This window comes from Nocardia vermiculata NBRC 100427, from assembly GCF_001613265.1.
GTDB lineage: Bacteria > Actinomycetota > Actinomycetes > Mycobacteriales > Mycobacteriaceae > Nocardia > Nocardia vermiculata.
In genome coordinates this window covers 50,000-70,723 of the sequence record NZ_BDCA01000033.1, presented here as the reverse complement: position 1 = coordinate 70,723, position 20,724 = coordinate 50,000, and the positions used below count along the sequence as shown (strand labels likewise).

The 20,724-nt window shown below is 63.7% G+C and carries 24 protein-coding genes, 5 pseudogenes and 1 riboswitch; of the genes and pseudogenes, 14 read left to right on the top strand and 15 right to left on the bottom strand.

The annotated features are described in order from the left end of the window. Together NV2_RS26260 and NV2_RS26255 are read left to right on the top strand one after the other, a co-directional pair. Window positions 1-272, top strand: a pseudogene (locus tag NV2_RS26260) (S-(hydroxymethyl)mycothiol dehydrogenase); the annotation flags it as partial. Continuing rightward, a pseudogene (locus NV2_RS26255) lies at window positions 269-894 on the top strand (MBL fold metallo-hydrolase). The pseudogenes NV2_RS26260 and NV2_RS26255, both read left to right, overlap by 4 nt. Window positions 895-1,197: 303 nt before the next feature. On the opposite strand, the gene NV2_RS32760 reads toward NV2_RS26255, so the two are convergent. Next, on the bottom strand, window positions 1,198-1,320 hold the full coding sequence (locus NV2_RS32760; RefSeq protein ID WP_281198562.1) for a hypothetical protein: 123 nt from the start codon (window positions 1,318-1,320) through the stop codon (window positions 1,198-1,200). 104 nt (window positions 1,321-1,424) lie between these two features. Here NV2_RS32760 and NV2_RS31580 point away from each other — a divergent pair, with 104 nt between their 5' ends. Both NV2_RS31580 and NV2_RS26245 read left to right on the top strand, forming a co-directional pair. Continuing rightward, window positions 1,425-2,171, top strand: coding sequence for an NUDIX domain-containing protein (locus NV2_RS31580; protein ID WP_168436207.1), 747 nt, complete (start codon window positions 1,425-1,427; stop codon window positions 2,169-2,171). After that, the gene (locus tag NV2_RS26245; RefSeq protein ID WP_067880018.1) at window positions 2,171-2,689 is read left to right on the top strand and encodes an AAA family ATPase; all 519 of its coding nucleotides are present in this window, start codon (window positions 2,171-2,173) and stop codon (window positions 2,687-2,689) included. Before NV2_RS31580 ends, NV2_RS26245 begins: the two co-directional genes overlap by 1 nt. Before the next feature lie 169 nt (window positions 2,690-2,858). On the opposite strand, the gene NV2_RS26240 is transcribed toward NV2_RS26245, so the two are convergent. Continuing rightward, window positions 2,859-3,524 (bottom strand): hypothetical protein, encoded by a 666-nt coding sequence (locus NV2_RS26240; protein WP_067880015.1) that lies wholly within the window; start codon window positions 3,522-3,524, stop codon window positions 2,859-2,861. A gap of 297 nt (window positions 3,525-3,821) precedes the next feature. Between NV2_RS26240 and NV2_RS26235 the strand changes: the two genes are divergently transcribed. The 3 genes and pseudogenes from NV2_RS26235 to NV2_RS31575 all read left to right on the top strand — a co-directional run. Further along, window positions 3,822-4,451 carry a TetR/AcrR family transcriptional regulator gene (locus NV2_RS26235; RefSeq protein WP_067880013.1) on the top strand — a complete coding sequence of 210 codons (630 nt, stop codon included), beginning with the start codon at window positions 3,822-3,824 and terminating at the stop codon, window positions 4,449-4,451. Between the two features lie 136 nt (window positions 4,452-4,587). Then, complete coding sequence (locus NV2_RS26230; RefSeq protein WP_157103106.1) at window positions 4,588-5,007, top strand: nitroreductase family deazaflavin-dependent oxidoreductase; 420 nt, start codon at window positions 4,588-4,590, stop codon at window positions 5,005-5,007. A gap of 72 nt (window positions 5,008-5,079) precedes the next feature. Beyond that, a pseudogene (locus NV2_RS31575) lies at window positions 5,080-5,169 on the top strand (IS3 family transposase); the annotation flags it as partial. A 414-nt stretch (window positions 5,170-5,583) separates the two neighbouring features. Here NV2_RS31575 and NV2_RS26225 read toward each other — a convergent pair. The 4 genes from NV2_RS26225 to NV2_RS26210 all read right to left on the bottom strand — a co-directional run bounded on the left by NV2_RS26225 (window position 5,584) and on the right by NV2_RS26210 (window position 7,746). Continuing rightward, window positions 5,584-6,000 (bottom strand): OsmC family protein, encoded by a 417-nt coding sequence (locus NV2_RS26225; RefSeq protein WP_157103103.1) that lies wholly within the window; start codon window positions 5,998-6,000, stop codon window positions 5,584-5,586. Window positions 6,001-6,054: 54 nt separating this feature from the next. Next, entirely contained in the window at window positions 6,055-6,414 is a 360-nt protein-coding gene (locus NV2_RS26220) for a hypothetical protein (protein ID WP_157103102.1), read from the bottom strand. After that, window positions 6,407-6,895, bottom strand: coding sequence for an anthrone oxygenase family protein (locus NV2_RS26215; protein WP_067880005.1), 489 nt, complete (start codon window positions 6,893-6,895; stop codon window positions 6,407-6,409). The genes NV2_RS26220 and NV2_RS26215 overlap by 8 nt, the downstream gene beginning before the upstream one ends. 251 nt (window positions 6,896-7,146) lie before the next feature. Beyond that, window positions 7,147-7,746: a TetR/AcrR family transcriptional regulator gene (locus NV2_RS26210; RefSeq protein ID WP_067880002.1), complete on the bottom strand. Its 600-nt coding sequence runs from the start codon at window positions 7,744-7,746 to the stop codon at window positions 7,147-7,149. 155 nt (window positions 7,747-7,901) lie between these two features. Between NV2_RS26210 and NV2_RS26205 the strand changes: the two genes are divergently transcribed. The 3 genes from NV2_RS26205 to NV2_RS26195 all read left to right on the top strand — a co-directional run bounded on the left by NV2_RS26205 (window position 7,902) and on the right by NV2_RS26195 (window position 9,127). Then, window positions 7,902-8,285: a cupin domain-containing protein gene (locus NV2_RS26205; protein WP_210749829.1), complete on the top strand. Its 384-nt coding sequence runs from the start codon at window positions 7,902-7,904 to the stop codon at window positions 8,283-8,285. A gap of 81 nt (window positions 8,286-8,366) precedes the next feature. Further along, window positions 8,367-8,876 carry a hypothetical protein gene (locus NV2_RS26200; RefSeq protein ID WP_067879996.1) on the top strand — a complete coding sequence of 170 codons (510 nt, stop codon included), beginning with the start codon at window positions 8,367-8,369 and terminating at the stop codon, window positions 8,874-8,876. A gap of 26 nt (window positions 8,877-8,902) precedes the next feature. Further along, on the top strand, window positions 8,903-9,127 hold the full coding sequence (locus NV2_RS26195) for a heavy-metal-associated domain-containing protein (RefSeq protein WP_067879993.1): 225 nt from the start codon (window positions 8,903-8,905) through the stop codon (window positions 9,125-9,127). 39 nt (window positions 9,128-9,166) lie between these two features. On the opposite strand, the gene NV2_RS26190 is transcribed toward NV2_RS26195, so the two are convergent. The 3 genes from NV2_RS26190 to NV2_RS26180 form a co-directional block, all read right to left on the bottom strand. Continuing rightward, window positions 9,167-9,901, bottom strand: a complete 735-nt coding sequence (locus NV2_RS26190; RefSeq protein WP_067879990.1) for an SDR family NAD(P)-dependent oxidoreductase — start codon at window positions 9,899-9,901, stop codon at window positions 9,167-9,169. A 117-nt stretch (window positions 9,902-10,018) separates the two neighbouring features. After that, the gene (locus NV2_RS26185) at window positions 10,019-10,426 is read right to left on the bottom strand and encodes a hypothetical protein (RefSeq protein ID WP_067879987.1); all 408 of its coding nucleotides are present in this window, start codon (window positions 10,424-10,426) and stop codon (window positions 10,019-10,021) included. A 151-nt stretch (window positions 10,427-10,577) separates the two neighbouring features. Next, entirely contained in the window at window positions 10,578-11,063 is a 486-nt protein-coding gene (locus tag NV2_RS26180; RefSeq protein ID WP_067879984.1) for a MarR family winged helix-turn-helix transcriptional regulator, read from the bottom strand. A 144-nt stretch (window positions 11,064-11,207) separates the two neighbouring features. Between NV2_RS26180 and NV2_RS26175 the strand changes: the two genes are divergently transcribed. Further along, window positions 11,208-11,669 carry a DoxX family protein gene (locus NV2_RS26175; RefSeq protein WP_067879982.1) on the top strand — a complete coding sequence of 154 codons (462 nt, stop codon included), beginning with the start codon at window positions 11,208-11,210 and terminating at the stop codon, window positions 11,667-11,669. Window positions 11,670-11,855: 186 nt separating this feature from the next. Further along, entirely contained in the window at window positions 11,856-13,493 is a 1,638-nt protein-coding gene (locus tag NV2_RS26170; protein WP_067879979.1) for a GMC family oxidoreductase, read from the top strand. Window positions 13,494-13,679: 186 nt separating this feature from the next. Here the strand turns inward: NV2_RS26170 and NV2_RS33010 are convergent. The 5 genes and pseudogenes from NV2_RS33010 to NV2_RS26145 all read right to left on the bottom strand — a co-directional run. Next, window positions 13,680-13,727 (bottom strand): annotated as a pseudogene (locus NV2_RS33010) (hypothetical protein); the annotation flags it as partial. A 351-nt stretch (window positions 13,728-14,078) separates the two neighbouring features. After that, window positions 14,079-15,347 carry a DUF1214 domain-containing protein gene (locus NV2_RS26160; protein ID WP_084475482.1) on the bottom strand — a complete coding sequence of 423 codons (1,269 nt, stop codon included), beginning with the start codon at window positions 15,345-15,347 and terminating at the stop codon, window positions 14,079-14,081. 21 nt (window positions 15,348-15,368) lie between these two features. Next, window positions 15,369-16,901, bottom strand: coding sequence for an MFS transporter (locus NV2_RS26155; RefSeq protein WP_084475480.1), 1,533 nt, complete (start codon window positions 16,899-16,901; stop codon window positions 15,369-15,371). A 65-nt stretch (window positions 16,902-16,966) separates the two neighbouring features. Continuing rightward, the gene (locus NV2_RS26150; protein ID WP_067879973.1) at window positions 16,967-17,872 is read right to left on the bottom strand and encodes a TauD/TfdA dioxygenase family protein; all 906 of its coding nucleotides are present in this window, start codon (window positions 17,870-17,872) and stop codon (window positions 16,967-16,969) included. 235 nt (window positions 17,873-18,107) lie between these two features. Beyond that, complete coding sequence (locus tag NV2_RS26145) at window positions 18,108-18,743, bottom strand: TetR/AcrR family transcriptional regulator (protein WP_067879970.1); 636 nt, start codon at window positions 18,741-18,743, stop codon at window positions 18,108-18,110. 309 nt (window positions 18,744-19,052) lie between these two features. Between NV2_RS26145 and NV2_RS26140 the strand changes: the two genes are divergently transcribed. Beyond that, complete coding sequence (locus NV2_RS26140) at window positions 19,053-19,505, top strand: SgcJ/EcaC family oxidoreductase (RefSeq protein ID WP_245662788.1); 453 nt, start codon at window positions 19,053-19,055, stop codon at window positions 19,503-19,505. 341 nt (window positions 19,506-19,846) lie between these two features. Here NV2_RS26140 and NV2_RS31125 read toward each other — a convergent pair. Continuing rightward, window positions 19,847-19,975, bottom strand: a pseudogene (locus NV2_RS31125) (SDR family oxidoreductase); the annotation flags it as partial. Window positions 19,976-20,057: 82 nt separating this feature from the next. Then, a riboswitch (TPP riboswitch) is annotated at window positions 20,058-20,150 on the bottom strand. A 155-nt stretch (window positions 20,151-20,305) separates the two neighbouring features. On the opposite strand from NV2_RS31125, the gene NV2_RS26135 reads away from it, so the two are divergent. Further along, window positions 20,306-20,713 (top strand): hypothetical protein, encoded by a 408-nt coding sequence (locus NV2_RS26135; protein WP_067879964.1) that lies wholly within the window; start codon window positions 20,306-20,308, stop codon window positions 20,711-20,713. The last annotated feature ends 11 nt before the right edge of the window (window positions 20,714-20,724 follow it).

The window sequence follows — 20,724 nt, the reverse complement described above, 5'->3', positions numbered from 1 at the left end:
CCGGAACCGTCGTCCTGGTCGGTGTTCCGACTTCGGATATGCGCCTGGAGATGCCGCTGGTGGACTTCTTCTCTCGGGGTGGCGCGTTGAAGTCGTCGTGGTACGGCGACTGCCTTCCCGAACGTGATTTCCCGGCGCTGATCGACCTGTACCAGCAGGGTCGGCTGCCGCTGGACGGATTCGTCACCGAGCGCATCACGATCGATCAGGTGGAGCAGGCGTTCCACACCATGGACAGCGGTGAGGTGCTGCGGTCGGTGGTGGTGCTGTGAGCGGCGCGCTGCGCATCGATCGGGTCGTCACCTCCGGCGTCTTCGAACTCGACGGCGACACTCGGGATGTCGACAACAATGTGTGGGTGATCGGCGACGAAGCGGTCGTAGTGGACGCGGCGCACGACCCGAAACCGATCGTGGAATCCGTGGGCAATCGCCACGTCACCGCAGTCGTCTGCATGCACGGCCACAACGACCACGTCACCTTCGCCCCGCAACTGGGGGAGGGCTTGCACGCCCCGGTGCTGGTGCACCCTGGTGACGACCGACTGTGGCAACTCACCCATCCGGGGCAGCGTTACTGGCATCTCGTCGATGCCCAGCGAGTCGCCTTCGCGGGCACCGAGATTCATATTGTCCACGCGCCGGGCATTCACCCGGCTCTGTATGTCTGTGCTTGCCGGGAGCGGATGCGTTGTTCTCCGGAGACACCCTGTTCGCCGGGGGCCCCGGATCCACCGGGCGGTCGTTCTCCGACTTCCCCACCATCATCGGATCCATCCGCGATCGACTGTTCACACTTCCCGAGCACACCAGGGGCCACACCGGCCACGGCGGCGCCGCCACCATCGGAACCGAGGCGCCACACCTGGCCGAATGGATCGCACGCGGATACTGAACCGGCGGGTGGTTCCGCGACGTCGTGTCGACGTTCTGTAGGTCTGCGTCAACTGGCAATCATCAGTGAAGTCGATCTTATCGCCGTATCGAAAACTCTGTTGAACTGCGGTTCGTCGTTCGCTCATGCGGTGCCGAACGGACCGAACCAGGGAATGACGCGGTCTGTTGGCGTATCGACCGCATCCTCTGATGCTACTTATGACCTGCCGCGTCTGTCTCGTGAATGGCATCTACCTGCGGTTTCGTGGTTGCCGGTGGTTGTTGGTTGCTGTTCGTGGACCTGGACGCCCTGATACAGGCGTCATTCGCCCACGTTCCGTGCGATTTCCTCGTCCTGCTTCTGCTTCTGCGTCGTGGTCGGGGTTCGGTTGCGGTGTTCGTAGTAGGTCGATGAGGCGATCTTCACGCCCAGCTCGGCCAGCACGGCGCAGATCGACTCGAAACCCCATTGCAGGCCCCGCTGTCGAGGCGACCCTGGCGTCCGCGATATATCTGACGGTCAGCGTTGTGGCGGACCCACTCCGACTCGTGCTGATCACCGATCTCGGTGAACATCCGCATGGCCCGCTCACGCAGCTCGACCGGGTACTTCTTCCTCGACGACACGACTCCATCCTTCACAGAAGAAGTCCCGGTCTCACCGAGGGAATTCACGTGAGGAAGCGCCGCGAATGTCGGAGGGCGCCGATAGGCTCCGACACCATGGAGTCCGCCACCGCCGTTGTCGCTGATCTCGTCGGTGCTATCACGCCGGTCGACGACCTCGAACAGGAACATATCGAGCAGACCTTGTCGTGGCTTGCTCGCACCGATGACATCTATCGCCGGATTCCGCCGGCGATACCGTCACCTCACTTGGTTGCGTATGTGGTCCTGGTCGATCCCGGCGAGCGTGGCGTCTATCTCGGTCGGCACCGTAAATCTGGTCTGCACCTTCCGATGGGCGGTCATGTGGAAATCGGTGAACACCCGTTGGCCGCGGCGCGTCGGGAGGCCGTTGAGGAACTCGGTGTCGAGGTGTTCTTCGACGTGGTGGGGGAGCGGCCGTTTCTCTTGACCGTTACGCCGACTGTCGGTCCGAGCGGCGGGCATGTCGACACGTCGCTTTGGTACGTTGCTCGCGGGTGCCGCCTGAGGGATTTCGACCTCGATCCCACCGAGTTCGACGGGGGACGGTGGTGGGGCCTCGACCCGTGCGGGCTTCCCGACACCGACCCGCACCTGCCGAGATTCATCCGCAAACTCGACAGCTTCCTGCAACCCGCTACCACCTGATGGCCACGCTGGTTGTGATTCGCGGCAATTCAGCATCCGGCAAGTCAACGATCGCTGCCGGGCTGCAACGCCGCTTCGAACACGGACGATGCGCGGTCGTCGGACAGGATGTGGTGCGACGGCAGATTGTCCGCGAGCCCGATCTACCCGGTGGATGGAATATCGAGCTGATCGGACATATCGCGAGATTATGCCTGGCCCGCGGGATGGTGACGATCGTGGAAGGCATCCTTGATGCCGATCGCTACGCGCCGATGCTGCATTCTCTCGCCGAAACCGCCGATTCCGCACTGCATTACGGGTTCGACCTCACCTTCGCGGAGACACTCGCTCGCCACGCGGGCCGCCCGCAGGCTGCCACGATCCCTCCTGATCAGATGGCCCGGTGGTACCACGGCTGGCAGCCTCTACCTCACGCTGACGAGATGCGCATCGACTCCAGTTGGAACTTCGACTCGATCATCGGACGGATACACATCGACGTCCTCACGGCTACCGGCGACAGCCAACTCCCGTGAGGCTCTGTCGACGATGCTTCGGCCGGCCGCGGGGATGGTGCGTGAGTTCGACCTCGATCAGCATCGGGTCGGCCGCAGTCGGCGTGACAGCCGAATGCGCGTAGTAGTCGCGCCAGGCTTACTCCCGCGAATCCTGGGCAGGCCGTGGAGCTGCCGACGTAAGCCGTCGTCACCAGTGAGCTGGCGTCACCCGAGCTTGATGACGGTCGCGCCGACCGTTCGAGGAGAGACCCGGTGCGGCGAGTTCTGCGCCGGTCAGTGCGACCAGCATGACCGCCTCGCCGGCATTGCCCAGCGGCGGGCAGACCACCCCCGCGCCGGAGGCCACGATCAGCGCGGCGACGCCGACCAACGGAAATCGAATCCCTTCCTCGCGCCACAGAGCGACACCGGCCACCACCAGCACCGCGCTGACTGCGATGGCGGCGAGCGGAACAGTCGAGCTCTCGCCCGCGTAACGCAGGGTGTCGGCGAACCAGCGTGGGACCAGCTGCAAATGCGCCAGCTCGCTGAGCAGACCCCACCCGATCAAAAGCACGGTGACCAGCGCGGCGACGCGCCGCCACCGGGGACTCGCTTCGGTCCGGTCCGCGGCCCACAACACCAGCAGTGGAGTCAGCAGGGCGTGTCCCACGAAGCGCCCGACACTCAGACCATGTAGGAGAGGGGCCTCGCCGATCAGCGCGCCGAGCCCGAAAACCGCTGAATCGTAAGCGGTTCCGATGCCGACCAGACCGAGTATCACTGCGCGCGCCGCGCGCGCTTTGCGTACCCACAGTAGCCCCACGCAGAACAGCTCTACGCCCGCGATGACGACCAGTGCCAGTGACAGCAAACGGTCTCCACGTCTCTCCGAACGTCGTCGGCTCGCCGTCGCTCGGGCGGGCCCGGCTACACGCTATCCGCATACACACGAGCGGCGCGCGGTGCGGTGTCCACCGGAAGCGGTGGCAACTGACCGTCCACAATCGCGGCCTGAAGCTTCTCTGGCGCGCGTTCCCCGTCTGCCGGGAGACCGGTAGGTCGTGTGTGATTGTCGCGGATACTTTGCGGTTCATCCGAATGACGGCGTCATGGTCGGCGAGGGGCCGTCGACGCGACAAGTGGTGAACATGTGTTTACTATAGTAAACATGCGTTCACTCGATGAAGACCGTACAGCGCGAGCGAGGATTCGCGACGAAGCGTTGCTCCTGTTCGCCGACTATGGGCCGGATGTGGTGACGGTCCGGGATATCGCCGCCGCGGCTGCGGTGTCACCCTCTCTGGTGATGCGCCACTACCAGTCCAAGGACGGGTTACGTGCCGTCGTGGACGAGTATGTAGTCACGGTGTTCGAATCCCTGCTGGACCAGGTCACCGATCCGGGGGTAAACGCGTTCGACAACGGACGAGCTGGAAGTCTGGCGGAGTTGGTGATCGAACAGCTTCCGGCCGACTCGCCTGTGCCTGCTTACCTCGGGCGGATGCTGGTGTCGGGAAGTGCTTCTGGGGCAGCGCTTTTCGCTCGTCTCCATGCGATCAGCCGCGATGCGCTGGATGGCATGGCTGCGGCCGGTTGGGCCGAGAGCGGATCGGATCCTGCGGTTCGAGCCGCGTTTTTGCTGGTCAACGACCTTGCAGTGCTGATGTTGCGGCCACGCCTCAACGAGGTGCTCGGATTCGAACTGTTGTCGACCAACGGTATGCAGCGGTGGAGTACGGAGGTGCTGTCGATCTACCGGCACGGTCTGGCCACGCGGGCACCCGATCCCGACGGCTGAGTCGAAATAGTGAAAGCCTCAGCGTAATAACCAATGTCGTGAAAGGTTGATCATGCCGAAAATGGCCACAATGCCTGCCGCAGTGGGCGATGCACTCGTCACCGGAGCCACCAAAGCCTTGCACAATCGGCGGCTCATGCGCGCGCCCATTCATTTGTACCGGGCGCGACTCGGGTTCCTGTTCGGAACACGCATGCTGATGCTCGAGCACATCGGCCGTAAGTCCGGCGCGCGCCGATACGTTGTCCTGGAAGTGATCGACCATCCCGAGCCGGATACTTATGTGGTGGTTTCGGGGTTCGGGACCCGAGCGCAGTGGTTCCGTAATCTGCAGTCGCACCCGGCGGGGCGCGTGTGGACCGGTCTGCGCGCGGCGGTACCGACTTCCGCGCGAGTGATGAGTTCCGAGGAGTCTGCGGCCTCATTGCATTCCTACATCACGCGGCACCGCCGTGCCTGGAACGCATTGAAGCCCGCGATCGAGAACACCTTCGGCGCCGAGATCGACGAAACGGCTCCAGGCATACCGACGGTCCAACTGCGGCTACACCACTGAGGAGCAGCTGACAGGCAGGCGGGTGTACTGTGTGGCCCACGTCCAGTGCCATTTTCGAGACGTTTCGCGCCGACAGCTGGCGTCTACGGTGCCCGGAAAGTATGGCTCCAAGTCAACCGCGAGGGCATCGACGTGGCCGATGCACCGTCGAACGGATGATGCAGCGTTCGGTGGCCAAGGCCCACAACAGCCTTGGAAGCAGAGCTCGCCAGGCCGGCCGCTGTTGCCGTTCTTATCCGGGCCGCTCGACGATCTCACCGGCCGGCCCGCCTGCGCCTGCTCGGAGCACCGGCCGGGATCACACCGCCCGCCATGACCCAGACGCGGTGACACAGACCCGTCGCACAGATCAACTCAACCGCGTCTCAGCCTGGTGAATCACCCCCTCGTGAATATCGGTCGTAGCAGAAATCATCGCGCGCGACCGAGCCACAGGCACTCGTCATCATGGCATCTTCCCGCTGACCTTCCGGTCAGCGAATCAGGCCGGAAGTACCCTTGAATCCACAGTCCCCCATCGATGGTGGGTCGAACATTCTTGTCCTCCTGCGTGATCGATAGCGGTATGTGCCACTACTACTCGTACGCGGGCTGCACGATGTGAGGTTCGTGGTGCACGGGGACAGCGACGGATCGGGCGATGAAGCAGTAGTCGGCTACGCGGTGATGCAGTGTGCGTGCGAGGGTGGGATCGCTGTTGGAGGTGATGGTGACATGCGGGTGGAGGTGTATATCAATGAATCGTCCGCTGCCGTCGGATTCTTCGACCATTGTGCCGGTGGGGTTGTCTCGGTAGGCGGTTACGGTGATTTCCTGGCTCGCTGCCAGGCTCAGGTACCAGAGCATGTGGCACTGAGCGAGGGAGGCAACGAACAGTTGCTCGGGATTCCAGCGAGTACGGTCTCCGCGGAATGCGGGATCGGCCGAGCCGCCGAGTATCGGTGGACCGTCGGTCCGGAAATCAACTTCCAGATCGGTTCGTATCCGAGTCAACTCGACCTCGTGGCTGGGGGTTTGGCGATTGCTTTCGTGCCTCGTTTGGCCCGATTATCGAATCAACGGCAGTGCGATCAGGATCGCGCCGATCACAGTGACAGCGACCATCGTGAACTTGGTGGTTCGGGAGCAGCGGGCGAACCATCTGCGGATCGCCGTCACCCTCGCCTCGATCCAGCCTTGGGCATGGACGGCCCAGGTGAACTCGAGCGCGAGAATACGCAGTGCCAACAGCAGCAGCGGAAGTCCCAGCTCGGGGATCAGGAGCAACGGGATCGCAGCCGCTCCGATCACGATGCCCAGCGCGGCTACCGGTATCCGGACCACCCACGGCCGTCCCCGGTGCCGCTCCCGGCGTGAAGCGACCCGCGTGACTGCGCCGTCGGGCGGGGAAGTGGGTGATTCAGTCACTGTCGTCGCACCTCCTCCTCGCGAACAGCGCCGCCGCCACGACCAATACGAAGACCGCCACCGCACAGGCGACCCGTGCGAAGTGGAAGTTCTCCCAGCGCGACAGGTTGTCGGCGTATCCGGCCGGCGGCCCGGACACCGCCCATATCTTGATCTCCTGGTTGATCGGCACATTGCCGAACCGGGTGATCAGGAGGGTGGCGACAGCGAGCACGGTCGCGGCCCACGCGAGGCGGCGCTCACCCGCTCGCGTGGTGAATGCGAGGACCACGCAGCTCAGGATGGTCAGTGCCATCATCGCCTGCATCACGAATCCGTTGACCGACATCAGGGCGGTGTGGAAGGTGAATCGGACTTCCGGCGAGACGGCGTGAAAGGCATACACCACGTTGACCGCGCCATAGCCGAACGCACCCGCGAGCAGGCCGCTGGACAGCAGTGCGACCGGGCGGGCGACGTCCGGGACGGACCCGACCTTCACGACAGCACCGCGTCGGTGCTGTCCGAGCGCCGACCGGCCGGCTCGTGGAACGCGATATACCTCGTCGGCACCGCGGGTCTCGTTGCAGGGTGGGCGATCTCGATCGAAAACATGGCGATAACTCCTGGCTCGGACAGAGGTGACGGTCTCACCGGGACCACCATCGCCCGGCCCGTGGTCACTGTCGATGACCTCTCAGGTCATGGCTCGGGCGCTCGCTGTGCCACTGCGAAATGGTGACCAGCACACAGTCATCGGTGGATGCGCGCGCCCTGTCCAGGAGTAGCCCGTGACCGGAGACCGTCGAGGGCGAGCTCGACCAGGCGCCGCCAGTCACCACTCCGAGTTCGGATAGTCGCCGAGATGGCGCCGACGAGGAGATGGACGTCGGCCGTACCGCAGTCGTGGCGAAGAGTGCCTGTGGCTCGGTCGCGCGCGATGATTTCTGCTACGACCGATTCGAGCTGGGCTCGTGAGGTACCCCGTGGCTCACTGCCCGGCGATTGCCGGGTGTACTCGATCGCTGCCGACAGTCCGCGGTCCGCGGTGAGCACCTCGCCGACATGGTGGAGGTAGCGAACCAGTCCCTGGCCGGGCTCGGCGTTTTCGAGGCATTCGGTGCGGGCGAAGGCCTCGATCTCCTGGAAACGTTGCTCGGCAGCAGCTTCGATGAGATCGCGTAGTGCGGGGAAGTGGCGGTAGACGGTGCCGACGCCGACGCCTGCCGTACGCGCCACCTCGGGAAGCTGCACCTGAGATCCACGTTCGGCGAACAAGCTCCGAGCCGCCTCCAGGATTCGCTCCCGGTTGCGGGCGGCATCGGCGCGGGCCTTGCGTGGTTCTGTTGACACGCGTCGTTCCTTTCGGGTTATGCTTGAAACGGATTAGGACTCCGGTTCCGGTTTCTTTACCGAAAGGTTAGCACGCGATGTCCCATGATCGTTTTCTCTGTTTGGCTTCGGGAGAAGTTCGGCCCGGTCGTGTTCCGCTACCGCCGTCATTCGCGGTGAAGGCCGCGACAGACGACACCGAAGGGCGGTTCTCCTTGCTGGAAGTGGCTCTGGCGCGAGATATTCCGCGCCACACCCATCATGTCGCCGACGAGTGCATCTATGTGCTGGACGGCGAGCTCGGTGTGGATTTCGACGACCGGACGTTCACCGCGACGGCGGGCATGTTCGTGTTACTGCCACACGGGATTCCGCACGCCTTGCGGTGCGTCTCCGATCCGCCGCCGCGGATGCTGCAGATCTCCTCGCCCGGTGGGTGGGAATGCTATCTGCAGGACCTGTTCGAGGCCGGTGCATCGGTCCTGACCGACGGAGTGCTGGACCCGGCGAAGATCAATCCGATCGCCGCGCGGTACGACATCCGTTACGAGCAGGCATAGTGAGCCTGGTGGCATAGCTCCTTCTGAACCCGTTGTCGTGCATCGGTGTTCTTACCGTGGGCGGGCCCGATCACGGGCTCCATGACCTTGCAGGTTATCGACACTGATGCCGGCATCGAGCAAAGTGGGCGTACCGACAGAACCCCGATATGTCACTGGGAACAAGGAGTCGCGATCATTATGCCGACCGAGTCCGATGCCCGCCAACGCATCACAGATTTCGTCGAAGGCTTCCACCAAGCAATCGTCGAGGGCGAAGAAGATCTCAGCACGCTGGTCGACAGGTTCCACACTCTCGACATGATCACAGTGGCCGACGGTTACGTCATGGACCGTGACAAGCTCCTCGCACACGTGCAGGTGGTCCGTCGCCGCAGGCCATGTCTGCGCCTGGAAATCCTGGAAGCGTTCGCCCACGAGGACCGGGTGGCTGCCAGATATCTCATGCACATCACCGAGACTCGATGCGACGAAACAAAGGAATTCTCGATCGAAGTGCACGAGTTCGCTCACTTCGCCGGTGACGGGCGTCTGTGCCGTGCCAACAGCCTGACGCGGACCCTCCGCGATGCCCGTCCCCTTACGGAATAGAAGTCCACGAGGGTATCGAGCCCATCATGATCACACGAACCTACTCGGTTCTCGGAATGGCGTGTACGCATTGCGAGGAGACGGTTTCGCACGGGATTGCTCGAATAGAAGGTGTCGAGTCGATCAGCATCGATATCCCCTCCGACGCCGTGACCATCAGCAGTCGTGCTGAGATCGCAGAAGCCGAGATTCGCCGCGCCGTCGAACAAGCGGAATACGAGTTCAACGGGCCTTCGGAACGGTTGCGGTGAATTCTGGCCGATGATGATCGCGGGGTGCGCTTGCGCGGCTCAGATCTGGGCGGCGCCGCCATCCACGGCGAGCTCGGAGCCGTTGACATAGCTGGACGCGTCCGAGGCGAGGAAGACGGCCGCTGCGGCGATCTCGTCGGGTTCGGCCAGCCGGCCGAGTGGAACCGACTCCCCGGCGGTGGCGGCCGTCTCGGCTGAGATCAGGTCGACCAGGCCCTGCGTGCGGGTGCCGCCGGGGGAGAGCATGTTGATCCGGTACCGGCGTTCCCCGGCGGCGTGGGCGAACCCGCGAACCAGGTTGCGGAGCGCGGCCTTGCTCGCCCCGTACACGGGCAGGTACGGCTCGGGCCGCGAGGCTGCCGTTGATCCGGTGAGGATGATCGCCGCTCCTGGTGAGAGCAGCGGCAGCGCCTTCTGCACGGTGAACAGCGAGCCCTTGACGTTGGTGGTGAAGATGGCGTCGAACTGTTCCTCGGTGATCTCGCCCAATGGCGCCACGATCCCGATCCCGGCGTTGGCGACCAGGACATCGATCCGGCCCGCCTGCTCGGCGACCGTCGCATAGAGTGCGTCGAGGTCCTCGAGCCTGCCCACGTCACAGCGAACTCCGGTGACCCCGGGACCGAGTTCGGCCTCGACCTCGTCGAGCTGCGCCTGACGACGTCCGGCGACGAACACCCGGGCACCCTCGTCGAGGTAAGCCCGCACGATCGCCAGTCCGATACCCGAGTTACCTCCGGTCACGACCGCGACTTTGCCTTCCAGGACCTTCATGGCAGCCTCCCACTTCCTGTTGTTGACTGATTAGTCCATAACACCAGATGTGGACTGATTGGTCAACAATGTGGCGGTGCTCGACCCTCGGCATGGAAGTGGTTGTGGCGTAGTTCGTCAGAATCCCACCAGTGCTGACGCCAGATCCGTTGTGCCCGTGGCTTGCAGCATGTCGGCGCGCACCTGCGGGCAGGTAGCCGATGTCGTGGTGTCGAGGACGTCGCGATGCCGGACGATCGCGATATTGATCCCGTTGTTCCGTGCCGCCCATTCGTGCACAACCCCGTTGAACTGGGTCTTGACCAAGACATCATCCTTGCCGTGCCAGCCTGGGACATGGCTCTGCAACGTCTCGCACAGGTCCTGCGCCGCTCTGGGGGAAATCGTCGGATCGGCGCCGGTGTCGGCGGGCTGCGGTGCGCCGGGCTCGGCCGGCTCGGTCGTGGTCGCACATGCGCTCGAGCCGAATGTCGCACCGAGGGCGGCCAGCGCGCAGATCCAGAGACGAACGGATCGGGTGATCATCGAATTCCCACCTGCTCTCTCGGCGATGCCGCGTGCACACCGGATACCCGGTCGTGCCGAGGTGAAACAGTAAAGCATCGAAAAGTGTTGGTGCCAGGAGGATTCCAATGGAAAGTAGTGCTTCGGCGGTGGGGGAGTGGCTGTCGGGCGTTCAGTGCTCAGGGCGCGCCTGATCCGATCTGATGGCCTTCAGAATCCGGTTGTCGATACCGGTCAGCTGACGAATTTGTGCCTTGGTCAACGGGGTGAACACATAGTCACGGACGGCCTGTACGTGTCCGGGCGCGGTCTCGCGGACCTTCTCCCAGCCGTCGTCGGTGAGGGTTGCCAGTGTGTAGCGGCCATCGGACGGGTCCGGGGCCCGGCGGACCCAGTTCCGCTTTTCCAATCGTGAGACCACCTGGGACAACCGGGACAGTGACGATTCGGTAGACGCGGCGAGGGCGCTCATCCGTAGGGTCCGCTCGGGCGCCTGGGACAGCGTTGCCATCGTCATGTACTCGAAGTGAGTGACGCCCGCATCGCGCTGCAGCTGAGCATCGAGCGCCGCGGGCAGCTTCATCAACACGCCGATCAGGGACAGCCACGTGTCCTGTTCCTCGTCGTCCAGCCAGCGGGGCTCCGATTCGGTTGCCATAGGCGTCATTGTAGCTTCATGGTTGAAGTCACTCGCACCTCGATGTGACTTGCACCGTGAAGTCACATCAGTTAGCTTCGACTTAATGGATGAAGTCATTTACCCCTGCAGTGCAGGTGGTTCCTGGTAGGTGAAAGGTAACCAATGAACATCCCCCACGTGCGCAGCATCGGTATTCTGCTCGCCCGCATCGGATTCGGCGTCATCTTCCTGGCGCACGGTCTACAGAAGGCCAATACCCAGGGGTACTCCGCGACCAAGGCGGCATTCGAAGGCATGGGTGCTCCGGTGCCGGCCCTGTCCGCCTTCCTGGCCACCTGGGTCGAGATCATCGGCGGTATTGCGCTGCTCGTGGGAATCCTGACGCCGATCTTCGGTGCCCTGCTGTTCCTGGACATGCTCGGTGCCTTCTTCATTGCGCACATCGGTAAGGGGATCTGGAGCTCGGACGGTGGTTACGAATTCGTCCTGGCACTGGGCGCGGGCGCACTGCTCCTGGCCGTCGTCGGCGCCGGGAAGTTCAGTATCGACACGGTGCTCGGCACCAGATTCCGCTGGCTCGCGACCGGCAACGAGCCCGTGACGGTGCCCGCCGGCGCACGCTGACATACCGTCCGTCGCAGGCCGGCTGTGTGTGCCGCGGTGTGGTTTCGGTACTCACCGGGGCCACACCAATCCGGTTGCCGCCGAGGTAGTTCCGGGCAATTCCCCTTCTTCTCGGCCTGTTCTCTGCCGTGCTTGCGCCGCGGGGAACATCGGATCGCTCTCGAGTCGAGATATTAGGATCCGGAAGTGGACGATTTCGATGTCATCGTGGTGGGTGCCGGTTCGTCGGGCTGTGTGCTCGCATCGCGTTTGTCCGAAGACTCGAACCGTAGAGTGTTGCTGTTGGAGGCGGGTCCGGTCTTCGGCTCCACCGGCGAATTCCCCGAGGAGATCCTGCGCGTGTCGTCGTTGTCGGCGATGTTGCCGGGACATCCCGGCAACTGGCCGTTCAAGGGATTTCTTACTCCCGATCTGCCCTACACTGTGCCGCGGGGAAAGATATTCGGCGGGTCGGGTGCGATGAATGGCGCCAACTATGTGCGCGCGCGGCGGGCTGATTTCGATGAGTGGGTCGCAGCCGGTAACGACCTGTGGTCGTATGACGCATGTCTGCCCTTTTATCGTAAAGCTGAGCATGATCTGGATTTCACCGGTAGCGGGCATGGAGTGGACGGCCCGATTCCGGTGCAGCGTGCGAAAGGTAAATTGCGGAGTCCGTTGTCCGATGCTTTTCTCGACGCATGCGTGTCGGCGGGTTTCCCGGAGGAAGCGGACAAGAACGGCGACCGAGCCCCGGGCGCAGGGCTCGTGCCCGGGAACTTTGTCGACGGCATCAGGGTGAATGCTGCTATCTCCCATCTGATTCCGCACCTGGGCCGCAAGAATTTGACGGTGCAGGGAAATGCCACCGTGCTACGTGTCGTGCTCGAAAGGGGACGAGCGGTTGGTGTCGAGGTAGATTTCGGCCGGGGGCGTGAGACTGTTCGTGGCAACGAGATCGTCTTGTCGGCGGGCTCGGTGAAGTCTCCGCATCTGCTGATGCTGTCGGGAATCGGCCCCGCTGAGCAACTACGCCAGGCTGGAATAGACGTGGTGGTGAACGCACCCGGGGTCGGGCAGGATTGGTCGGACCATCCGGACGTCTATGTGGGATTCACAGCGGGCCGGGACGTGCCGTTCGACCCGGAAATGCTGGTGCCTCAGGCCGCGCTGAACCTGGATTCGGGCAACGACCCGGCCGGCGATGTCGAACTGCTGCTGTTCGTCGCCCCGCTCGGTGTCATGATGGCGGGAGGAGGGAAGGCGGCGATCCTCAAAGGTGCGACGGATACCATTCGTCGTCCGAGGAAAACGCTGTCGGCCTTGCGGGGCGTATCCCTGAAAAGGCTGGCCACTCAGGTCGTCCGGCAGGGTGACTTGAATATTATGGTCGGCCTGCAGAATCCCGAGAATCGTGGTGAGATGCGCCTGCTGTCCGGCGACCCGCATATACATCCGGAACTGCGGTTCAATTATCTGAGCACCGACTACGATCTGGCTCGCTTGCGCACGGGAATTCGGACGTGTGTCGAACTCCTCGGTAGCGGCCCGCTGAAGCCATGGGTCGAGGAGATCACGGCACCGGTCGCGGCGAACATTCGCGACGACACCGCACTCGACAACTGGATCCGCGCAACGCTCAACTCGAATTTTCACCTCTCGGGCAGTGCTTGTATGGGCCCCGAGAGTGACCCCGGTGCGGTCGTCGACCAATTCCTTCGAGTCCGCGGCGTCGACGGTCTGCGCGTTGCGGATACCTCGGTACTTCCTACCGTGCCTCGTCGGGGCCCCAACGCCACCGCGGTGATGCTCGGTGAGCGCGCCGCAGCCCTGTTCGAAGCCTGAAACGAGCATCCGGCCGACACGGCCGGGGTCCCGCGTGAAGTTCGGGTACGACTGCTGAGTTGCCTCGAGTTCGGGGTTGTCGGCGTTCGGTGACCCAGGAAGCGATCTGGGCCCGCGAGGTGAACCGAGCTCGGCCCGGATGTGTTCGACATGGCCTTCTGCGTTGCGTACGGAGATGACCAGACGGGCGGAGATGGCCCGGTTGGTCAGCCCCTCGGCACCGAGGTCGGCCACCTGCCGCTCCCGTGTGGTCGGCTCCGCCGCCGGCACCTTGGTGGGCGGGGTGGCGGCAGGCTCCGTACCGAGGCCGTAGGCGATGGCGGCCTCGAGATCGAGCGCCTCGCCTTCGCGGTGTGCAGCCTCGAACGTCCGCTGCCCGAGCGCCCTCCGCGTGGTCCGCTCCTATTCCTCGTGATGAACCATCAGACGGGGAAACGCCGCGATGGAGACGCCCGCCGTCTGTCCGAGGCCCGGTGCGGCGCAGCGGCGAGCAGGTGGTGGCGCAGTTTCTGATGTGTTGTTTCTGAATGGGCGGACTCGGGCAAGCAGGACCGTGGGTTTACTGTTGTGCCCGGGGCTGGGATGTCAACGTTGATACCGCTTGAACACCGCCCGGCGCCTGTTGTCGAGAGCTAGCCGTCGGCTCTCGGTGCTGATCCGAGCGACGCTCGCCGGGAGCACGTCGTCGAGGTCGTCGAACGAGACGATTTGCATCGCGGGGGTGGGAACCTCGGGGCTCGGGCACAACCACCAGCGGTAGCACACGCGCAGGATCGTGTTGTCGGCGGTGTCGAGCCAGTTGGCCACCCCGGGGTCACGATGAGCGACCACGGCGGTGAACGTGCCGTCGTCTTCGATGTGGGCCATGTGACCGTTCAATGAGGTCTGGCGGAAGGTGTAGTCGAGCGATTGTCCCCAGTAGTCGCCGAGGTGGATGTTCCAGAAGTGTGCGACGGGTGGCTTCACCGTGATGATCGCCGCCTCGTCCGGGCCGAGTTCCAGGACGCCGCCACCGTAAGCGATGTGGCCGCCGTCGCCGGCGTAGCCGGCCTGCAGCGCCGGCTGGGTGACGAGTCGGTTGTGCTGTTCACGGTTCTTTGCCGCGTACATCTGAGCCCAGAAGTGAGCGAAGCCGTCGACGAAGCGTCCGACTCCGGTGAGTTCGTGCTGCACCGATTCCGGATCTGCCTTCGGACCCGGTCCGGCCTGGTCGAGCCGTTCGACCGAGAAGTGGTACGGGGACTCGGCGGTCCAATCGTAGAAGTATTGGCGGGTCATGATCCGGGCGCCCTGCGGGTCCAGCGGCAGCCAGTTGCCCTCCTGCGGTGTGGCACTGATGATCACCTCGAAGTTGCCGTCCTCGTCCAGTGCCAGCCCGCCGGGGTTCGAGATGGCACCGAGGGTCGATCCGGTGGCCGTGGCGAAGATCGTCGTGAAGTCCGCGTCGGGATTGTCGAGCAGTGGTTCGTACACCCGCATCGTCGAGTAGACCGTGACACCGAGGTAGCGTGCCCGGCCACCGACGCCGGTGAGGCGGTAGGTGCCTTTCGGGTCGACCGCGAAGTGTCCGAACAGGCAGTCCGGTGATTCGGTGCCGTACCGCTTGGTGCTGTCCTGAAGATGGCCGACCTCGGGGTATTCGGCGTCGGCACTGAACACTTCCTGCTCGAGTGCGGCATTGATCAGATTGAGCAGGTATCGGTATCCGGAGGCGCGTAGCGCCGGGTTCTCGGCGACGGGATCGGACCGCAATACTTCCGCGGCAGCGGCGAGGTGGCCGACCAGAGAAGCCCAGGATTGATCCAATGATGCGATAACGGAGGAGGTTTCGACTGCTGTGGATGGTATCGGCATGGTCGGTGGATCCTTTCGTTGCTATTTCGCAGAGCCGGGGGCGGCGACGTTTCGGGAGGTTGACTGCTCGGCGTCGACTGCGCTGCGTCCGTGAGCGGTGGCCTCGTCGGTTTCGACGAGGCCCCCCTGGGCGGGCCGCCGGCCGTGCCGCATGATCAGCGCGATAGCCAGACCGAGAGCGCCGACCCCCATGGCAACCCAGTAGCCGTGGGTGAGGGCTGTGTCCTTGTACAGCGCCGCGTGCGTCTGCGGGCTGACGGCGAGGACGTTGTGGGACATGACGATTCCGGTGAGCGTCGACGCTGTGGCGCCGGCGAGCAGGGTGAGCATGCCGGCGATGGTGTTACCGATTCCGCCCTGCGTGGCAGGCAGCGCGTCCTGGATGAGGTTGCCGTTGGACGAATGCAGGAACCCGATCGCAAAGCCGGCGGCGAAGCTGAGCAGCCCGATCTGCCACTGCACGGTCGGCAGGAAGCTGCCGGCGAACATCACCGCAAGGAAGAGTACTGCCGAGGTGATGAGCACCAGACGTGCACCGACCTTCTTGGCCAGGTACCCACCGAGCGGCCCGGTGAACATGCCGACGAGGCCGAGCGGGAACGTCCAGATCGCAAACTGGGTGGCGGATAGCCCTGCACCGTAAGAGATCCCGGGCAGGTGAGGGGTCTCGAGCAGAGTCGGCCGGATGATCGCGTCGGCATTCATCATGTAGGACACGCATGCGACAGCGAGTACGGTCGGCCCGAACCGGCGGCCGAAGAGGATGTTCAGGTCGATGACCGGATGAGTGGTGATCTTCTCCCACACCAGGAACACCGCGAGCATCGCAACACCGAGCCCGGCCAGGGCGAGGGTGCTCCCCGCGGTCCATCCCCACGTGTTGCCCTTGGAGACGGCGAGCAGCACAACGCCGATGCCCGGGCCGAGGAGCACGACGCCGAAGTAGTCGACCGGCCTGTTCGACCGGACGTCGCTCTCGGGCACAATCGCGACATAGACCGGGATGAGCAGCGCCATGTAGATCGCCATGAACCAGAAGACCGACTGCGGCCCGAAGGTATCGATGAGGGCACCGGCGATGAACGGCCCCGCCACCGCGGCCATACCGATACCGGTCACCACCGCGCCGAGCGCGATCGGCACGGCGTCGCGCGGGACGACGTCACGAACCAGGCCGTAGGATATTCCGACAATGCCGACCATCGCCCCCTGTAGCGCGCGGCCGACCAGCAGCAGGGTGAAGTTCGGGGCGAGCGCACAGATCACGCTGCCTATCGCGCACAACACGGCCAGGACGACAATGGTGCGTTTCTTTCCCCACTGATCGGCGGCCTTACCGACCAGCGGCTGGACGGAGGCGCCGACCAGTGTGACGATCGAGAAGGCCCACGCGATGTCGAGCGTGCGGAAGTGCCGGGCGAGGTGCGGCAGGTCCGGGAGCACCATGATCATCTCGAACGTCGCGATCTCGGACAGCAAGATGATCGACGCCAGCACGATAACGATGCGGGACTTGGAGACAGGGCCATCGGTCCGGGTCAAATTGAGCGCCATCGAGCTTCCTTCGGTGCCGGCGGTCGGGACATGGATGTCGAACTTCGGTGTGACGTCGGCGGCCGCTACGCGGACAGTCGCGAACGGTCTGGCTCGGGAACTGCTGCGGTCGGGTGAGCATCCGGGTCGAAATACGGCCGATCCCCGTCGATCTCGATTCGCCGGACCGTCCGGTGCTGCGGGAAGTGGTCGGCAGCAGCGCGGTGCATCGTCGATCGCTCATCCCAGATGGCAAGATCCCCGGCCGACCAACGCCACCGGCATTGGAACCGCTCGTCGGCCACGTGATGTGCCAGGAAGCCGAGCAGCGCATCGCTTTCGACCCGGCGTAGCCCCTTGATTCGATCTCTCGAAGGACCGCCGATGAACAGGATTCGCCGCCCATTTTCCGGGTGTGTGCGTACCAGCGGGTGGACAACGACTCGGGGGTAGGCCATCTTCAGCTGGTCGGCCAGATCCTGCGCTTCACTACTGTGACCGCCCCGACCGAGAATCGAGTCGACGAAGCTGTCTGTGGTGTGCTCGACCTCGAGCCCCGCGAGTATCTCCTGCATGGTGGGCGAGAGCGCCTCGTATGCCGCGGTCATCGACGCCCACAGTGTGTCCCCGCCTGCTGCCGGGATGACCTCGCCGCACAGCAGCGCGTAGCGCGGCGGCGTCGCGATCCAGGTGAGGTCGGTGTGCCACATTTCCGCGGTCGGTGGCGAGTCGGGGCCGTCGGAGATGACCTGAAGGCTCGGCTCGGTGGCGCCCCGCAGTCGCGAGATCGGGAAGATGCTCGGCGTTCCGAATCGCCGCGCCACCGCGAGATGGTCATCCGGGCTCAACGCTGCTCCGCGCAGGAATATCACCTGATGCATGTGCAGAGCGCGGCGCACGGTCTCGAACTCTTCATCGCTACATGTGCGGAGGTCGACGCCACGAACCTCCGCACCGATCGTGTTGGTGACCGGCAGTACTTCGATGGCCATACGTAGCTCCCTCTCACTCGGCACCCATATATAAGCTGGGTGGATTAGTTATGAGGCGAGAAGGGATGTGTTGTCAAGAGCATGGCTGTCTCACGCTCGGCCGCAGATGCTGACTGGCAAGCAGCCTGCCCCACCCGAGGTGCATACACCGTGGTCGGGGGGCCTTCGTCGTCGAGAGCCGGCAATCACCCGAGTCGCTGCTGGCGATCCCGGTCACCGGGAGGCGGTTCGAAGTTCAGTCCGACGCGACGAGGCTGCTCGGCGCGGTGAGCGCCGCGACGCCCATGTCGATCAGGTTGTTCATGAATGCGTTGTTGTCGAGCGCCAATTCGACCCCATGGTCGATGCACTCGGCACGACCGGCAAGCGCGGCAACCGCCATGTCGATCCACACGCCCAATCGTTCGTCGCGCAGTGACTCCGGAAGGTGCCGAAGCCGTGACTGCAGCTGCGCGTACGCCCACCGAAGATCGTCACTACTGTCCGGGTTGAAGATGTGGTGCGTGCGCACCTCGCTTCGGTGCCGTATGTGGAGCGCGATGCGCAGAAAGCTTCGCCCGCTGCTGCTTTCGAGTTGAAAGGCCAGAGGCCAGATCGATACCACCAGCAGGTCCGCGATCGAGGGCACTGTGCCGGACAGTCCCGCGACGAGTTCCCGCCTCTGGGCGTCTGTCTCCGCACGGTGGCGCTTGAGAACCTCCTTGAGGAGAGCTTCTCTGGAACCGAAGTGATAGTGCAGTGCCGAATTATTGGATTGGCCCGCGGCGCGGTTGACGTCGCGCAGGTTGGCCTGCTCGATACCCTGCGCCGCGAACACCTTCTCTGCGGCATCGATCAACCGTTCGCGCGTGACCGCGCCGTTCCGCGCCATGGCTGAATCCTAGATCGCTGTTGCGGCGGTCGGTCCCCGTGGACCCACCTGACCAGTTCTTCCAGCTCGCCGCGGCCTCTTTCCGGCGTACTCGGTTCCCACCCTTTGACAATGCGAGGTACCCGCTCGGGACTAATCCTCCTCGCTTAGATGGCTGATCGGTTGGATCGAAAGAGCGACCTCGAACCGCGACCTACGGGGCGTTCGCAATCTCGCTGAGCCCTGTGCCGGCGAATCCCGGCGAGTCGACCGAACTCAGGCAGTCCCAAACGGCGGCGGCGAGAACTTGACCTCAACTACTGTTTAGATTTGAGAATTCTCGACATGGACGCCGACCAACATGAGATCCGAAGACTGCTCGACCGCTATACCGAACTCTGGGTCCGGCATGACATGAGCGAATGGGGTGAACTGTTCACCGAGGACTGTGATTTCATCACACATCGAGGAATCTGGTGGCGATCGCGAGCGGCCAACGTCGTCGGTCACGAGGATGTGCCGGAGTCGGTTCTGACGCAGAAACACAACTACAGCCAGTCGATACTCGATATCCAGCCCCTGGGCCCCGATGTGATGCTGGTGCACACTGAATGGTCCTGGCCCGATCACGTCCTACCCGGTTCCACCGTCGGCGAGGACAGGCGCGGTATTATCACCGCAGTTCTGGTAAAACGCGAGGGGTGCTGGCTGATTCGAGCGGTACACAACACCCGGCTCAACGGCCTCGACGATTTCACCGCGGATGCCATCGCGTCGACGTAAGGGATCAGGACTGATGAAGGTTGCCTGAACCGGCACATCAGCAGTCTCGCTGCGAGGTCGAGCGATCGGTGGTTCCGTCGTCGCGGCCGTGCAGCGAGTGGCGTCGCCGTATAGGACACACACCGCCGCTCCCGGTGTCGAGGCCTTCTCCCGGCCTGGGCGACGGCGCTGTCGATCAGGTCGGCACGGTGCAGAGTTCTGTACAACTATCAGAATGCATACAGGGCACCGACGTATGAACGGTTGGTTCTGTACCGGCGACTGGGGTAATTGCTATGCGGCCGAGCGCTGGCGGATGCCTATCGGTCGGGTACCGAGATGCCGTGTCCGGGAGACGGCAGTCAGTTCATCACCAGTCCGCCGTCGACTACGAGGTTCTGGTCCGTCACCGCCCGCGACCAGTCGCTTGCGAAGAACAGTACTGCGGCGGCGAAATCATCTGGAGTGGTGACCTTTTGGAGCGGGGTGGTGACGAGAACGGTCTCGTTCTTCAGTAGCATCTGGCCAACTCCCTGGTGTGGGAAGAGCTGCGGGGCAGCATCGGATCAGCATTCCGCTCCTGCTCGGCATCCCTTCGCTCGCGTTATCGAGATCAGGTTCGACGGGTCTGTCTCTCAGCCGTTTCCGGCACCCCGTGTCGGTCCAGGACGACCATATCGGATGCGATTGCGTGGGAGCGTACGGCTACCACCGATGGGAATATTGCTGATTCGGCTCGGGCGGGAAGTCTGTAAAGATCGCCGCGACATGGATGGCGGTGTTTCCGTGGTCTGTCGTAACACATGAGAAAGTTGAATCCAATGCGTCTTCTCGAATACGGGGCCAAGCTCGGCCTGGCTGTGGCGGCGATCCTTGCCGGATCGATGGCGGTGGCCGTTCCGGCGAATGCTGTTGCGACCCCGGCGGAAGCATGTGGCAGCAACTACCGTGAGATCGACCATCATGATCTCCCGGGTGCGCGCATCCATCTGCTGTACAACGGCAGTACCAACTGCGTGGTCACCACGAGGAACAATCCGGGAACCAAGGTCATGATGGCGGCGTCCCTGTCGTCCGAAACGCATACGGCGGCGATCGTGGACAAGGGGATGTACGCCTACTACGCAGGTCCGGTGCGGCTCGCGGCCAAGGGGGTCTGTATTCAGTGGGGAGGCTTTACCGACCCGGGGTGGCAGGGGTGGTTCTCGAAGATCGAACACTGCGGGTAAACGCCCTCCAG